Source organism: Vibrio xiamenensis, assembly GCF_900100015.1.
In the GTDB taxonomy this organism is placed as follows: domain Bacteria; phylum Pseudomonadota; class Gammaproteobacteria; order Enterobacterales; family Vibrionaceae; genus Vibrio; species Vibrio xiamenensis.
The window spans coordinates 21,159-37,309 of sequence record NZ_FNDD01000042.1 but is presented as its reverse complement, the minus strand read 5'-3'; the positions used below and the strand labels follow the sequence as shown (position 1 = coordinate 37,309).

12 protein-coding genes and 2 tRNA genes are annotated in these 16,151 nt (G+C 45.1%); 8 read left to right on the top strand and 6 right to left on the bottom strand.

The features are described from left to right. The first annotated feature begins 1 nt into the window (after position 1). Positions 2 to 88: transfer RNA gene (locus BLS03_RS23225), tRNA-Leu, on the top strand. A 15-nt stretch (positions 89 to 103) separates the two neighbouring features. Continuing rightward, positions 104 to 177: transfer RNA gene (locus tag BLS03_RS23220), tRNA-Cys, on the top strand. A 131-nt stretch (positions 178 to 308) separates the two neighbouring features. On the opposite strand, the gene BLS03_RS23215 is transcribed toward BLS03_RS23220, so the two are convergent. Next, a complete protein-coding gene (locus BLS03_RS23215) occupies positions 309 to 2,261 on the bottom strand; it encodes a methyl-accepting chemotaxis protein (RefSeq protein ID WP_218122044.1) in 1,953 nt (650 codons plus the stop codon). A 337-nt stretch (positions 2,262 to 2,598) separates the two neighbouring features. Here BLS03_RS23215 and BLS03_RS23210 point away from each other — a divergent pair, with 337 nt between their 5' ends. Beyond that, the gene (locus tag BLS03_RS23210; protein WP_093279259.1) at positions 2,599 to 3,228 is read left to right on the top strand and encodes an HAD-IA family hydrolase; all 630 of its coding nucleotides are present in this window, start codon (positions 2,599 to 2,601) and stop codon (positions 3,226 to 3,228) included. A gap of 54 nt (positions 3,229 to 3,282) precedes the next feature. On the opposite strand, the gene BLS03_RS23205 is transcribed toward BLS03_RS23210, so the two are convergent. Further along, on the bottom strand, positions 3,283 to 3,720 hold the full coding sequence (locus tag BLS03_RS23205) for a DUF4174 domain-containing protein (RefSeq protein WP_093279258.1): 438 nt from the start codon (positions 3,718 to 3,720) through the stop codon (positions 3,283 to 3,285). Between the two features lie 166 nt (positions 3,721 to 3,886). Here BLS03_RS23205 and BLS03_RS23200 point away from each other — a divergent pair, with 166 nt between their 5' ends. After that, positions 3,887 to 4,282: a nitrous oxide-stimulated promoter family protein gene (locus BLS03_RS23200; protein WP_093279257.1), complete on the top strand. Its 396-nt coding sequence runs from the start codon at positions 3,887 to 3,889 to the stop codon at positions 4,280 to 4,282. Between the two features lie 27 nt (positions 4,283 to 4,309). Here BLS03_RS23200 and BLS03_RS23195 read toward each other — a convergent pair whose 3' ends face one another. Both BLS03_RS23195 and trxC read right to left on the bottom strand, forming a co-directional pair. Continuing rightward, positions 4,310 to 5,470 (bottom strand): MFS transporter, encoded by a 1,161-nt coding sequence (locus BLS03_RS23195; protein ID WP_425445129.1) that lies wholly within the window; start codon positions 5,468 to 5,470, stop codon positions 4,310 to 4,312. Positions 5,471 to 5,641: 171 nt separating this feature from the next. Then, entirely contained in the window at positions 5,642 to 6,076 is a 435-nt protein-coding gene (gene trxC, locus BLS03_RS23190; RefSeq protein ID WP_093279255.1) for a thioredoxin TrxC, read from the bottom strand. A 98-nt stretch (positions 6,077 to 6,174) separates the two neighbouring features. Here trxC and BLS03_RS23185 point away from each other — a divergent pair, with 98 nt between their 5' ends. The 4 genes from BLS03_RS23185 to BLS03_RS23170 all read left to right on the top strand — a co-directional run bounded on the left by BLS03_RS23185 (position 6,175) and on the right by BLS03_RS23170 (position 13,714). After that, positions 6,175 to 7,257, top strand: coding sequence for a ketoacyl-ACP synthase III (locus BLS03_RS23185; RefSeq protein WP_093279254.1), 1,083 nt, complete (start codon positions 6,175 to 6,177; stop codon positions 7,255 to 7,257). Between the two features lie 115 nt (positions 7,258 to 7,372). After that, on the top strand, positions 7,373 to 8,515 hold the full coding sequence (locus tag BLS03_RS23180; RefSeq protein WP_093279253.1) for an exonuclease SbcCD subunit D: 1,143 nt from the start codon (positions 7,373 to 7,375) through the stop codon (positions 8,513 to 8,515). Positions 8,516 to 8,517: 2 nt separating this feature from the next. Next, positions 8,518 to 11,559: an AAA family ATPase gene (locus BLS03_RS23175; RefSeq protein ID WP_093279252.1), complete on the top strand. Its 3,042-nt coding sequence runs from the start codon at positions 8,518 to 8,520 to the stop codon at positions 11,557 to 11,559. Positions 11,560 to 11,668: 109 nt separating this feature from the next. Then, positions 11,669 to 13,714: a hybrid sensor histidine kinase/response regulator gene (locus BLS03_RS23170; RefSeq protein ID WP_093279251.1), complete on the top strand. Its 2,046-nt coding sequence runs from the start codon at positions 11,669 to 11,671 to the stop codon at positions 13,712 to 13,714. 36 nt (positions 13,715 to 13,750) lie between these two features. Here BLS03_RS23170 and cqsA read toward each other — a convergent pair whose 3' ends face one another. Together cqsA and BLS03_RS23160 are read right to left on the bottom strand one after the other, a co-directional pair. Then, positions 13,751 to 14,932: an alpha-hydroxyketone-type quorum-sensing autoinducer synthase gene (gene cqsA / locus BLS03_RS23165; protein WP_093279250.1), complete on the bottom strand. Its 1,182-nt coding sequence runs from the start codon at positions 14,930 to 14,932 to the stop codon at positions 13,751 to 13,753. A 204-nt stretch (positions 14,933 to 15,136) separates the two neighbouring features. Next, on the bottom strand, positions 15,137 to 16,090 hold the full coding sequence (locus tag BLS03_RS23160) for a TDT family transporter (protein ID WP_093279249.1): 954 nt from the start codon (positions 16,088 to 16,090) through the stop codon (positions 15,137 to 15,139). Between the last annotated feature and the right edge of the window lie 61 nt (positions 16,091 to 16,151).

The window sequence follows — 16,151 nt, the reverse complement described above, 5'->3', positions numbered from 1 at the left end:
TGCCCTGGTGGTGGAATTGGTAGACACAAGGGATTTAAAATCCCTCGGCGTTCGCGCTGTGCCGGTTCAAGTCCGGCCCGGGGCACCATCTCAAATTTAGTGTGGCGCGTTGGCAGAGTGGCTATGCAGCGGATTGCAAATCCGTGGACCTCGGTTCGACTCCGGGACGCGCCTCCATTTCCTTTCATCTCCATCTAAGTTATTATTCTCTATTCAAATGATCACGCTTCAGTGTGAGCATTTATCACCTTCAAGAGATAAGAAAGGCACCGAATGGAGCCTTTATACGTTTTCGTTTCTTACTAGAGCTAAACCTTAAAGCTACCGACTTGTTTGTCGAGTTCAACATACAGCTGTGAAATTTGCTGCGAGGTAGTTTGAATGAGATCTGACACGGTTTTTACGCCGTCTGTCTGTTCTTTTAATGTGCCTAAATTGTCATTGATGGCGCTCACTAATGTGAATTGCTCTTGTGTCGCTCCTTCAGTCTGCATTGCCATGGTTTTTACTTTCTCAAAAGAATCTTCAAGCGCATCAAAAATACGAATCACCTCGTCAAAATTGGCCACCGTGGTATTGGCGTTAGTTCGGCTGTTTTGAATTGATGCCGAAGACGCGTTAACGTTCTGCTTTAGCCTGTCTATCATAGATTCAATTTCATCGGTGCTCTGCTGGGTTCTTGTTGCAAGAGTACGCACTTCGTCGGCAACCACAGCGAATCCGCGCCCTTGGTCGCCGGCGCGCGCTGCTTCAATCGCGGCGTTTAGCGCGAGTAGGTTAGTTTGCTCGGCAATGTTTCGAATTACTTCAAGCACCGAGGCGATGGCTTCAGAGCTTTGTTCTAATTCGGTTGCTTTGATTAACGCCTCTTCAATATCGGAAACTAATGCCGATATTGCTTTATGTGAAGTGTTAACTGCGGCAATACCTTGTTTAGTCAATTGAGTGGAGTTCTGCGCTTCACTGGTGGTTTCTCGCGCGACATCAGACATATTCTGCGTAGAACGGTTCATGTCATCTCCGGAGTTAACAATGAAATCAGATGCTGATACCAGTGCTTGGGTAATGTGAACCGTAGTTTCTGAGGTACTATTCAGTTCACCAGTCATCCCACCGAGTGCGCGTGATTGGTCGTGGACGCTGCTGATGATAGAACGTAAGCGCTCAACAAAGCCGTCAAACTCATTGGCAAGGTCGCCTAATTCGTCCTTTGCCGCTGAATTAATTCGTTGAGTCAGATCACCGTCACCTTCAGCAATCTCTCGAATACGCAGAGTTAAGCTTTCCACATTTTGGGTGATTCTTTTTGGCATCATATAGCCAACGATCAATGACGCAGCAAAAGCAATGACAATGATAACTGTGGCAACGGATTGGAAGCTTTGAATTTTGTTAGCCAGTTCATCTTCCATTGCTCGCGCGTGAGTTCGCACACGTTCGCCCGCGCGGTCAAGCATATCCCGAATGATATCAAAACGTTGTTCGGTGATGCCTAGCTCTTGTGGAATCAAGGCTTGGTCAATCGCAGGTTCTGAAGTAAGGAATTCGTTGCTTTCTTTGAGCCATTCGTTGAATAAAGTATCGAACTTCGCATAAGGTGCAATAAGGTCGGGTTCTTTAAGCAAGTAATTGCGATAGGAGTGAAAGCGTTGAATGACTTGCTGAGCGTTCTCCTCGAATACCGCTTTATTTTTCTCAAAATCACCCACCCCGTTGAGGATTTGTTGTTGGACTAATCGAGCTTGGTAAATATCTCGGTCAGCATTGAGAATTTCAGCAATCGCTTCAACGTAGCGCTCTAAATAATCGTTTGACTGCGGATCATTTTCTTTCTCTCGAGCATATTCACGCAGACGTTCTCCCGCTTTATCAAGCATGTCGCGCAAGGTGAGGAATTTGCTGTCTAGGGTGCTGAAACTCTCGGTCAATTGATTTCGAGCTTTGGCGTATTTGAGTAGCTTATCGCTCGATTCAGTCCAAGACTTAAACGCACTATCAAAGGATTCAAATTCAGTAAGTAACTGAGGTTCCTCGCTTAAAAATGAACGGTAATGCTGAAATCGATCAAACACCTGCTGCGCATTTTCTTTATAAGCTGCCGTGTTTTCATCGATGGTGCCTTGTCCACCGAGTAACCGCTCTTGGGCAAGTCGTGCTTGATAGATATCCCTATCAGCATTGAGTACTTCAGTGACCGCTTCAAAGTAGCGTGCAGCTTGAGCCTCGATACCGCTTTGCTGCATTTTTGTCACTACCATCATTGACCCAAATAGCCCGCAAACAACTACCGTGAGGAAGATGACGGGGAGCATAAGTTTTATTCTTATTGAATGAACGCGCATGTTTATCCTTAAACTAAAGCAATAGTAAAATTGATTCATATCAAAGGATAGGCAAGAGGTTGAAATTGGGCAAATTTGCCAACGTTTCACTGCTTGTGTTGCACGTTAGTACCCGGTAGCAAAATGCTGAGTCTCATTGAGTCTCGTTTTGAGACACAGAGTGGTGTAACCTGCTTAAACGATGTGTGATAGCGTGAAAATCTTTGCCAAACAACCTTAATTTTCAAGTGCACCGACAAAAGGAAAATAGCAACAAATGATCAAAAAACTCGTCATTTTTGACTGTGATGGCACTTTGGTTGACAGCGAACATCTGTGTAATTTAGGACTATCGCAACAGTTAAGTGAAGTTGGCGTGAATATGTCAGCCCAAACTTTGGTTGAGCGTTATCGCGGCGTCGAATTTAACGTCATCTTGGCCGAGTTGCAAAACGAACTCGGCTTTATTGCTCCGAGTGATTTCGAGCAGCAATATCGCGCGAAAGTGAGCCAGTTATTTGATGCGCATCTTAAACCTATCGAAGGGGTGGAGGATGTGGTCGCGGCGCTGAGTTTGACTAAGTGCGTGGCGTCGTCGGCTCCTCGGCATAAAATCGAACATTCGCTGACCGCAACGGGGCTGCGTCGTTATTTCGATGACAATATTTTTAGCTGCTATGAAATTGGTGCTTGGAAGCCCAAACCAGATATCTTCCTTCATGCCGCTAAACAAATGGGGTTTGCTCCTGAAGAGTGTTACGTCGTCGAAGATAGTTTGGTCGGAATCCAAGCGGCAACCGCGGCGGGAATGACCTGCTTTTACTATTGTCCAGAGGGCGCGATGGCGAGCCAATTTGGTGAAATCCCGTTTTCCTCGATGACGCAATTGCCTACTCTGATTGCTTGATTTGGATAAAGCCCTGTTTGGCAGGGCGTTAATTTTGATTTCAATCAGTTGGCTTTACGCGGAGCATGGATTGCTGGCTTGCTGCATTTCTCTCTGACGCATCGGCATACCGTCGATAGTTTGATTGAGAAGTTGCCAATCGACGCTGTGAGTAAAGCGCAGTTTTTCATAGCCATCGCGACCAATCAAAATACTGGCATAGTCGGTTTGAGCCACCTGGTAATTTTTATACAGCTGACTAATGTCGTATTGCTCTTTAACCCAGTTGGGCATTGATTCCCCACTGGCGGTAATCACAAGCACCACTATGTCGCGCTCATCTAAATCGCATTGATGCATCTGAGTTTCGAGTAGAAATTGCTGCACTTGCTGATCATTGTCGGGGGCAAAATAGAGTAAACTTCGATGCGACCACTGATTGGAATGATTAGGGTAGGCATAAACGACGCTGGAAGCGCTAATGAGTAGAGTCAGTAAACCGTGTCTAAGCATAGTAACGTCCTTGTTGGGGTATCAATGGTTGTACGTAAAGCTTAGTGGTTGAGATGACTTTTTCGAGTAAATCACTTTAGCCATCTAAAAATTAGGTGTGAAATCAACATGCTTGATTGGCGGTTTTGTTACTATTGGAGCCGGAAATATCAAATAATCTATAGCGATGTTTAACGACAATACACCAAAACTGAGTGGGAAGCTGAACAAAGAGTTGGCGACGGTCAGTGCGATGCTAAAAATCTACTGTATTACGCACCATAAGAGCGATAATACCTCATGTTCTATCTGCAAAGAGCTTGAGCAGTACGCGAGAATGCGCTTGGATCGCTGCCCGTATGGCGACGGCAAACCGACGTGCAACCAATGTCCAATTCATTGTTACAAGCCTGAACCCAAGCAAATGATGCAGCAAGTGATGCGCTATTCGGGGCCAAGAATGTTGCTTTCCCATCCGATTCTCGCTCTACGTCACTTAGTTCACGAGCGTAGGGCAATACCGAAGAAACCGCTTGCTGGGCAATCAAATTATCATCAACGAAAAACAAAAAAGGGGCAATAAGCCCCTCTCGTATTCTTGGTTTTTAGCTTAACCTGCCATGGCACGATGGCGGCGTTTAGCGCTGGAAATCAACATATAGATACAGGTTGCCATCAACATCGCAAACAGATAACCGAATAAGCCATGTTGAGAGTGCATCGACATGTCGCCAAGCACTGGGCCGATTACCGAACCAACGCTGTAACTCAGTAGCATTACTTGAGTTACACTGACAATTTTGTCGGCACTGACCGCTTTACAGGCAAGGTTAATGGCGATGGGGTAGAGCGCAAATAGTGCCATACCAAGAACAAACAAGCTGATGCTCAAATCGAGTAAATTGGTTCCCAGCATTGCGGTCGTCGCAGCGGCTGCACCAATCAAACAGAATGCAGCCATCAACAATGTGCTACCCAGCAGTTTAGATAGCCAAGGAACAATAGGTTGAACCGCCATTGCACCCAAAATAATCAGTGCCATTAGGCTGCCGATATGTTGGTTCTCAATCCCTTTTTGGCTAAGTTCAAGCGGCATCAGTCCGTATAAAGCGCCAAGCGTTAAGCCTGAAACTAAACAGCCCACTAGTGCAGGGTGATTTAATTTGCTCATGCTTTTAAGCGAAAAACCGTTGCTGTGCTGATGAGCAGGTTGCTCGGTGCGCACAAACATCAACACCATGACGGCAACAAACAGTGACGTAATGATGGCGATAAATGGCATTGCACCGCTAATGCCTAAAATGCCGATGCCAAATTGACCCACTGAAGTACCACCGTACAAAGCGGCCATATAGACACCAAGTCGTTTTGCTCGAGCACGTTCATCACCGTGAAGTAGCCAAGATTCCACAATCACAAAAATGCCTGCAACAGCGAGTCCAGCGATAAAGCGGCTAACAATCCACACCGAGCCGTAAGGTAAGCTTGGCAGAGCAATAATGGTCAGCATGAAAGCGATAAGGCACCACACAAACGCGTTTTTGTGACCAATGCGGGCAAGAATGGGTTCGATCGCGACTGCGCCAATTAGTAAGCCTGCGTAAAACACGCTCGCGAGCCAACCAGCCAATGCGGTATCCAAACCGTAAAATGGCAGCATTAGCGGGATCAGACTCATCAGATAGCCAGATGCAACCGCATAAAAAGTTAGAGCGATAACAGGAACAGAAACGCGCATGGAGTTGGGCGTGGCAACCATGGAGGTATTCAACGACTTCGCCTCGAAATTAGAGAAAATTTAATTCAATTCGGCGCGACTATGCCGCTGATGGTGATAAAGGTAAAACGAAAGGTTTTGTCCGTAACGACAAATAATTTTTATAAATAATTAAGTCGTGGACAGCCGCTTATGTTAGCGCTAAACGGCTGTATATATGAACATTTATTTTGTTAACGCGCTGTTAAGCCACTGGTCAAATTGGCCCTTTGGTAGGGCGCCGTTAATCATGTCGACGCGCTGTCCTTGCTTGAAGACCATCACGGTGGGAATACTGCGGATTTGATATTGTGCGGCGATATTTTGCTGTTCTTCAGTATTGACTTTGACACAGCGAATTTGGCCGTTACGTTCGCTAGCGACATCGGAAAATACCGGCGCAAATCCTACGCAAGGGTTACACCAAGGTGCCCAGAAATCGATCACCACAGGTTGGGTGCTTTGCAGTAAGGCGGTTAAGTTTTGCTCGGTTCCTTCAATCGGAGCGCCATCAAGGAGTGGTGTTTGGCACTTACCGCAATTTGGGCTTTCGGACACTCGCTCTGTGGGAACGCGATTCATACCATGGCAGGCAGGGCAGCGAGTTGTAAATGTTGACATGACAGGCCTCTCTGATTTGTTTGTCAATTAGGTGACACCGTACGTGTTGGCTCGTTATAATCTGGTCAAACCAATAAAAAAACATCATTAGGTTTCCAATGACGAATTATTATGCTGAAATTTCTGGGTGGGGTAAATGCCTGCCGCCTGCCACGCTTTCAAACGATGACTTAAGCACTTTTCTTGATACCTCTGATGAGTGGATTCGTACTCGCACTGGTATCGAAACTCGCCGCATCAGTCACGTCAATACCTCCGATCTTGCGACCGTTGCCGCCAAGCATGCGCTTGCCTGTGCGGGGTTAGAACCGAGTGACATCGATGTGGTGATTGTCGCAACGTGTTCCGCTGACACTCTGATCCCGAACATCGCTTCGAAAGTGTCACAAAATCTTGAGATTCAATCGGCGGCGGCTTTTGATTTAAACGCTGCATGTACCGGGTTTGTTTATGGGCTTGAAACCGCGACACGCCTAATTCAAGCGGGCAATTACCGTCATGCGTTGGTGATTGGCGCAGAACGCCTATCGTTCTTTTTGGACTGGACTAAACGTGATACTGCAGTGCTATTTGGTGATGGCTCCGGCGCGGTAGTGCTAAGTCGCACTGAGCAAGCGGTGGGTTTACAGCATGCGCAAATCGGTTGTGATGCCAAAGGACGCGATATTTTAGCGGTGCCTAAATTTGGTACTGCGATGGACCGCTTCGCCGCAGATAATGGTTATTGGAGCTTTGATTTTGTCGGCAAAGAGATTTTCAAACGCGCCGTGAAAGGTATGGGCTCTGCAGCGAATCAAGTGTTGTCTCGCAGTCAATTGAGCAAAGAAGATATCGATGTGGTCATTCCTCACCAAGCGAATGTGCGCATTATCCAAACCCTGTGTGACCTTGCGGGAATCGAGCAACAAAAAGCCTTCGTTAATATTCATCGCTACGGAAATACTTCGGCCGCAACCGTGCCGATTGCGCTGTGTGAAGCGCTGGAAGAAGGTAAAATCAAACCGCATAACAATCTATTGCTTGCCGCGTTTGGCGCGGGTTTGACTTGGGGTGCTGGGCATATCAAATGGGGTGAGCGCGTGACCCCCATTCGTCAAAGCGATGCGCAGTTACCGCCGTGCCAGCAAACCGCACTAGAGCTTGTCCACGATGCGATTGAGCATTGTAAAAGTCGCGCATAATTAATCGATTTCACATTGCTAACAAACGGCCGCCTGATGCGGCTGTTTGTTTGTGGAGCTCAGGTTAACTTTCTTGCTATGATAGCCACTTGTTTTAGGGAAGAGCCTGAATTGAATGAAATTTCTTCACACCTCCGACTGGCACCTTGGCCGGCAATTCCACAATGTTTCGCTACTGGAAGACCAGCGCGTGGTGCTGGAGCAGATCATTGACTACCTTAAGCAGCAACCTGTCGATGCTCTGATTATTGCAGGCGATATTTACGATCGCTCGGTACCGCCGACGGTGGCCATTGAATTGATGAACCAGTTTATTAATTTGGTGTGTGGTGAATTGCAAATACCGATCATTTTAATTCCGGGTAACCATGATGGGGCGCAGCGTCTTGGCTTTGGCGCCGAGCAGCTCAAACAAGCCGGTTTACACATCATCGCCAATTTTGAAGACATGCTTAAGCCTGTGGTGATCGAAACCGAGCAAGCCGGCGAAGTGGCCTTCTACGGCATGCCTTATAACGACCCTGAAACCGTTCGCCACTATTATTCTGAGCCAGCCTCGACCCACGACGATGCTCATCAATTATTGTGCGAAAAAATTCGTCAACAATTTAAACCGCAGCAGCGTAACGTTTTGATAAGTCATTGTTTTGTCGATGGTGCTATCGAATCTGATTCAGAACGGCCTTTGTCCATTGGTGGCTCAGATCGTGTCAGTCATGAGCATTTTGTTGATTTTGATTATGTTGCCCTTGGCCATTTGCATCAGCCGCAGAAAAAGGGTGAAGAGTTTATTCGCTATTCTGGTTCGCCAATGAAATATAGCTTTTCTGAGCAACATCAGAAAAAGGGTATGACCTTGGTTGAGCTAAATCGCGATGGATTTGTTAGCGCCACTCATATCCCTCTTAATGCGCCGCACCAAATGCGTATTATCGAAGGCGAGCTGCAGCAGATCATTGAGCAGGGGAAAAGCGATCCTCACGCGCACGATTATCTTCTGGTGCGCTTAATGGATAAACATGCCATTTTGGATCCAATGGAAAAGCTACGCGCTGTTTATCCGAACGTACTGCATTTAGAGAAGCCCGGAATGCTGATCGGTGTTGACCAAGATATGGGGAAAGCGCGCTTAGCGCGCGGTGAATTTGATATGTTTAAAGACTTTTTCCTCGAAGCGCAGCAAAGCGATTTAACTCAAGAGCAAGAACAAGCGGTGAAAGATGTCATCGCGCAACTTGTTCGTCAGGATGAGCCATAACCATGAAACCGATTCGTTTAACCATTCAAGCCTTTGGTCCTTTTGCGGGTAAAGAAAGCATCGATTTCACTTTGCTTGGCACATCGCCACTATTTTTAATTAATGGTCCTACGGGCTCGGGTAAGAGTTCGATTCTCGATGCGATTTGCTTTGCGCTCTACGGTGAAACTACCGGTAGTGAACGCACCGGCGATCAAATGCGTTGTGATTACGCATCACCTGATTTAGTCACTGAAGTCAGTTTTGAATTTTCGCTGGGGAGTGCTATTTACAAAGTGGTGCGCAGCCCCGACCAAATGATGCCGAAAAAACGTGGTGATGGTTTGACCAAAAAGAGTCACAGCGCAACCTTGATAAGAGTTGATGACAGTGAAGAGGTGTTACTGGCCAATAAGCCAACTCCGGTTGCGAAAGCGGTGCTTGAGCTTATCGGGTTAGATGTGAAACAGTTTCGCCAAGTGATGGTGTTGCCTCAAGGTAAATTTCGCGATTTGTTGGTGGCAAATTCCAAAGACCGAGAGCAGATTTTTGGCCAATTGTTTCAGACCCATATTTACACAGCGATTGAACGAGCCCTATTTGATCAAGCCGCGGGTATTCGCCGTGCAAAAGAGGAATTTGATCAGCAGATTATGGGCGCGCTCAGCACGACCGATGTAGATTCGGAATCCGCGCTTCAAGAGCAAATTGAAGCGATAAAACCAGAATTGACGGCGGCTAAATCGGCGAGTGATCAGGCACTTAAACAGCTTGAACTTGCCAATGAGCAGTATAAAGCGGCGCAAAATCTGCAAAACAAATTTACTGAGCTGCGCCGCACAGAGCAGCAGCTTGATTTCTTGTTGGCAACGCGCGCCAATATCGACGTTCAAGAGCGTAAACGTGCGCTGGCTAATAAGGCAGCGACCATCAATGTGCCTTACAGTGAATGGAAGCAAGCGCAGCGACTCGCGGTGCAAGCTAATTCCGCGATCACGGAAGCCAAACAGCATGTCCTTGAGCAGAAGCAGAGTTTAGAGCAAGCCAAGCAGCGTGCAGCGAACGCCGAATCTGAAACGCAGCAGTTACCAACCCTCAATCAGCAGGCGTATCAACTGGAACAGCTTGAGAAAACCCTGCTTGAGCAACAGCGTCTCAATCAACAGCTCAATGGCGAACTTGAGGCGTTGAAACTTGCACAGACACAATATGATCGCAGTCATGCTGAGCTAGAGGGCTTAGCCAAGCAAATTGACCATCAACAAAAACAGCTTGATGAAGCTAAAACCCAAACCGCGCAATTGCCGCTTAAACAGCAGCAACAAATCAGCCTTGAAAAACAAGTGCATGCGTATCAAGAGCTCAATCAAACCTTGGTCGCACTTGCTCACTATCAGGTGCAAGATGAGACTGCGCAAGTGGAGTTCGATAACGCTCAACGCCAAGTGGAACAAGCAAAGCAAGCTGCAGACAAATTAGAATACCTATGGCATAGCTCGCAAGCCGCGCAACTGGCTAAAACCTTGCAGGAAGATGTGCCATGTCCGGTATGTGGCAGCATGGATCATCCGGCACCGGCTCAATTTAGTGTTGAAGAGGTCTCCAAAGCGCAAGTCGATGAGGCGCGCGCTACGCAGCAAAGTATGCAAAAGCAGCTTGAGCTCGTTACCGAGCAGCGTAATCAAGCCAAATTGCAGCTTGCGAAAGTGGAGCAAGCGGTGGCAGGTTGGCGTCATCAACTCGGAGATGCTGAGCAGCAGTCCCTTGAAGAGCTGCAAAAAGAGCTCGTCGAGCTCAAGCGCCAAATCAACCAGCTTGAGTCGATGCAGCCTGAGGCGCTTTTCAAGGCGCTAGAGCAAATGCAGCAGCAGAGTGCCAAGACTCAGACTCAATGTGAAGCGCTGCAAAATGAACTTATGCTGGCGACCAGCAAGGCGACTAAGACGCAAAATATTCTAGAAAGTTTGCAGGCTGAATTGCCAAACGAGCCAACAAGCATTGAACAAGTCAAATTGCAGCAAGTTACGCTCGCAAAGCAGATTTCTGACATTACTGCGCGCGCCGCGCAGGCGCAAAACAATCTCAACGTTCAGCAGCAGCAATGGGTGGCTGCTCAGACAGCGCTAGAGAGTCGCGAGCAGTACCATAAACAAAGCCGAGAACAAGTGGAAAAGCTTGAATTTCAATGGCTTGAAGCGCTTGCGGGTAGTGAGTTTGCCAATGAAGCTGATTACCTGGATGCCAAGCTTGAACCCGCTCAGCTTGAGGCGTTGGAAGTCAGTATTCGTGAATACCATGATAAGCATACCGCAATTGTGGCCGTTCTTGATACGCTAAAAAAAGAGCTCGGTTCGCAAACTGCTCCTGAGCTTGAAAAATTACAACTAGCCGTCGATAGCGCAAATACCGCTTACCAACAAGCCCAACAACATCAATCTCAGTACCAGTCTAAACTTGATGCATATCACAAAGTTGAACAAAAATTAGAGCATTTACACAAGCAGAATGAAGCGTTACAAAAGCAGTATCAAGTGGTCGGTACGCTCAGTGATGTGGCAAACGGACGCACCGGTTCTAAGGTCAGTTTACACCGTTTTGTGCTTGGTGTTTTGCTCGATGATGTGTTGATCCAAGCGTCTAGTCGGCTGCGATTGATGACTAAAGGGCGTTATGAATTACGTCGCAAAGAAGATAAAGCAAAGGGAAATGCAGGGTCGGGACTAGACCTCATGGTGGAAGATGGTTACACCGGAAAATGGCGTGATGTGGCGACCTTATCAGGCGGAGAGTCTTTTATGGCGGCGCTTGCGCTTGCATTAGGATTGTCGGATGTAGTGCAATCGTACAGTGGTGGAATTCGATTAGATACCTTGTTCATTGATGAAGGTTTTGGCAGTTTAGACCCAGAGTCGCTCGATCTGGCAGTACAAACTCTTATCGATTTGCAGCAAGGAGGAAGAACCATTGGCGTGATTTCTCACGTATCCGAAATGAAAGAGCAAATGGCGCTGCGAGTCGATGTGACAACCAGTCGAAAAGGCAGCTCAATCTCGTTAATGCACTAAATAAATAACATTTTCGACCTTTATTCGTGATCACTAAGATGTGCGCGCTGCCTGAAAAAATTATAAAATGCTTGGCTAGTGGATGGCACCAAGGTTTGTAGGAAGTTAAATGGAAACAGTAAGAAAGGTTTATCAATATGCAGAACCGAATCTTACCTTAGTAGGATGGTTGGGATTAGTTGGTTTCCCGACGTATTATATTGTTTGGAAATTTATTTTTCCTCAGCCGTATGAAAATGCACCACTACGTATTTTATGCGCCATACTCCTCGGTGGTGTTGCGTTTCGCAACTTTGCCCCAAAATACTTGAAGCCTCATATCCCAGTATATTACTTAGTGTCTATTGGAATATGTTTACCGTTTTTTTTCTCTTACATGATGTTCAAAAATGGTTGGACGACGGTTTGGGCTATGTCGTTTATGGCCTCCATTTTTCTACATATCTTACTTGTTCATCAAACTCGAGTGATGGTTCTTCACGCAGCGATATTTATTTCATTAGCTTTCTTGCTCGTGTACGGTGTTGACTTTGAGTTGGCTGCTTCACAGGTAGTGTGGCCCTATATTCCTATTTTTCTGTTCACTTATATTTTTGGCAACCTTGCTTATTTTCGCAACCAAGTGTCCCACGAAACCAAAGCGTCAATTGCTAAATCATTTGGTGCTGGGATCGCACATGAAATGCGCAACCCTTTAAGTGCGTTGAAATCGTCATTGGAAGTTCTAGATTCGATTTTGCCGAAAAATAAAGATATGAAGCGCGATTTTTATTCAATCTCTGACAGTGAGTTGTCTCTGGCCCGTGAAGTGTTGGTGGACGCTGATGAAGTGATCCGTTCAGGAAATGAAACCATTGATCTTTTGTTAACCTCAATTGATGAAAACCGTGTTTCTCCAGCAACGTTTAAACGCCACGATGTACAAGCCGTCGTCGAAAAGACGCTAAAAAGCTTTTCTTATAAACGGGCTCTCGACCGCGAGTCGGTGTTCTTACATGTTGAGCAAAATTTTGAGTTTTTGGGCAGCGATACCTTGCTTAAATACGCGCTATACAACTTATTAAAAAACGCGTTTTATTATCGTAATTCCAATGATTTTAAAATCGATGTCCAAATCCGCTCGACCAACAATCAAAACGTGATTAAGTTTCGAGATAATGGTATTGGTATCGAGCCAGACATTTTGGAAAACATCTTTAAGGACTTCTATACCTTTGGCAAAAATGGCTCTTATGGTCTCGGTTTGCCGTTTTGTAAAAAGGTAATGAATGCATTTGGCGGCAACATCAGTTGTCGTTCGGTCATAGGTCAATGGACGGAATTTACTTTGTCATTCCCTAAATACGAATCTCGAGTTACTGATAATATTAAACTTGAGCTTATGAAATCCCGCTCAGTGCTGTTTGTGGGTGAAACGTCGGTGTTTGGTCGCTTTCTCAGTGAACAGGCCTTTTATCAAGGCTTCCACCTTAATGTTTGTGAATTTGACCAAGCATTAAAGCGAGAAGAGTATCAGTTTGAGTTTTCACTTATCTTGCTTGATCTGCAAGCCATGGTTGATAAGCCAACCCAATTTAAGGCATTGCTTAATAAGCTGCACTTTACAGAAGCTCGAATCGTTTTCCTTTACGATCGTAACCAGAGCTACCATACAGATATTGAACGTCATCTTACTATCTATCCTGTTGAGCGTACGCGTTTAGTTATGGATGCCAAGGCGGTACTGGATGAACTGTTCTTTGAAAACCCGTCGAGTAATCGTAATCTTCTGCCAAGAAAAGAGGCGAAGTTGGGTAAAACAATAATGATTGCTGATGATAATCACTCTTTGCGAGCTTATACCTCCATTTTGCTTGAAAAACAGGGCTATCAAATTGTTCAGGCCTCCGATGGGCAAGATGTGCTGGATAAGCTTAGTATGCAGTCGGTTGATTTGATCATTATGGACCTTGAAATGCCTCTATTAGATGGTATCAAAACGGCTTCATTGATTCGCAATTCATCCAATGGTTATTCAACGGTGCCTATTTTGGCGCATACAGGCGATTCTCGCGATGAAACCATCGATAAAATACGCTTGTCTGGAATGAATGATTATATTGTAAAGCCGTCTGATACCGAGCTTATGCTGGATAAAATATCAGATTGGATTTAACAATCATCGCTCACAAAGAGCGACGATTGACCAAAACTATACAAAGTAGATATTAGGCTCAGAATATGCTTTTTTGCAAACTTCAATAATTCGGTCTAATTCTACTTGAGTTATAGAACTATTTAATGAAAACCGCATGATGTTTTTATTCGGTGTTGTTGCTGGACGGCAAAATATAGCACCAAAAATACCATTGGATTCTAAGTATTGACGTACTTTCTCGGTGTTTTTTTCATCTCCAGTTTCAAGAGAAACAATTTGTGATTCACTACGTATACTGAAGCCTATTTTTCTTAATTCTTCTGCAAGATATTTTGCTGAAGAATTTAGTCTTGTACGTGATACATCAGATTTTTTAATCACTTCCAATGTTTTTGAAATTCGATCGTTTTCATAAGGAAGCATAGCCGAACTAAATATAGCAGGGTAAGCAACAAACGGAATACATTCATTGGCCAAATTGTTACACCAAATAGCTCCTGCACGATAAGCAAACGTTTTTGCCAAGCTTGCTGTCATAAAGTCCACTTGTTTTGTTAATCCAAGTTCGTTTATTAGTCCTGCTCCATTTTGACCGTGAGTACCCAAAGAGTGAGATTCATCAACAAGTGTTGCACAGCCATTTTCACGTGCAACATGCACAATTTCTTCTAGAGGTGCGATGGTACCTATCGTACTGTAAATGGAATCTACAATAACCAGTCCAGGACCATTACGTTTCACCAATTTTTTAAGATGGCGTACGTTGTTATGCATAAAGGGGTGAATATTCGCGCCTGCAATGCGAGCCCCCTCCCAAAGCGACATATGAGCAAAGAAATCTATATAAACATTAGTTTGGCTATCACAAATTGTTTGCAATAATGCCGTGTTTGCTGCCCATCCAGATTGTGACAATAGACACGAGGTAAAGCCAGTAAACTGCGCCAGTTCGGTTTCTACCGCAGGTTTTACGCCATCATTCTGTAGAAATACGCCAGACATAAACGGTGTGTTCTGGTTTTTTAATAGAGCAGCTGCGTGACATTGCACTATTTCTGGATGATTAGATAAATCTAAATAATCATTACTTTGTAGCACTATATCATTGGCAGATGGTTTTTTTCCTACAACTAAATGTCGCCCATCATCAGTAGATTGAAATAAATCTTCTAAGTAAAAATCAATTTTGGTTTGGATAAAATCGGGTAAGACTGGGAAATTAGTGACGGTATTCATAACTCATATATCCTTTTTTTATTTGTAAACCTGATAGTCAGCTGACAAATAGATATATGAGTTAATTTTAATATAATTACGAGGTGCAATTATTATTATTTTGCGTACCATAACAAACAAAAATAGTGTCTATATTTATTATTCTTGTTTTTCATTACCCCTAGGGGGGTATATCTTTTGTTAAAGTATGGCGTATTTAAAATTTTATTTTCTGTTAAAAAGTTCAGGCCAATACATTTTTATATAGCCTATAACGACCCAGATCACTAACCCTGTCGCCACCGATAATTCAAACCAGCCAAAATGATGCAGCCAATGCCAATGAGGATAATATTGGCCGAAAAAAGTCGTCAGGCGATGCATTGCAAGCGCACTGATCACCGAAGGAAAGGTCACTGCAGCGACTGAAGGCTGAAATTTAAGCCTCAGTAATCGAAAATAGCAGAGATACACCAACAAGGTCATGGTAATGGCTATTCCTGCCAATGCGCCGGTGAGAATAGGGTCAGGCTGCTTATAGTTAACTAAATAGGCGGATAGCGTCAGGTTAATCGGTGCGGCCATGATGGCGAGGGTAGGACGGGCTCGCTTAGGTACCATACCTTCAAACACCAGACGATACAGCACCACAGGTAACATAAAGAAATATATCGCGACACAGATTTTAACTAAGGTGGCGGAGAAAACTGTGTGACCGAATTGGCTACCGGCAAGAGAACTACTGATGAGCCCGACAGGGTAGAGAAACCAGCTTGGCAAGATGTTCGACATTTTGAAGTGTGCCAATTGATAAAAGAAAAACATCACCATCATCACGATGTGCAGCAGTAGTGCGCCAAACCACAATGGGTAGGCGATAAAAGGGGAAATCATCGCCAGATAGTCGCACAGTACCAGCAGCGCCATAGTCATAGGGGCCATCAAACTACCAGTAAGTGGATGTTGAATATCGGCGACGAACAAACGAAAACTTGAAAAATACTTAATAAGTACGGGAAGCAGCATTAAGGCGCCAAAACCAGCAAAATATGGACGGATTAACTCGCCTATTTGCGGGATATAGAGAGACCAAGCATGGCCTAAGGCGATAATAGCGAGAGCAAGCGATGCCTGTGATGATGGTATAGAAGAGAATTGAGTGAAACGCTTCCAGTTCAAAAAGTGGTTTCCTAAGTGATATTTTACAACTTTCAGGACGATATTGGTCTGAGAGTATTAA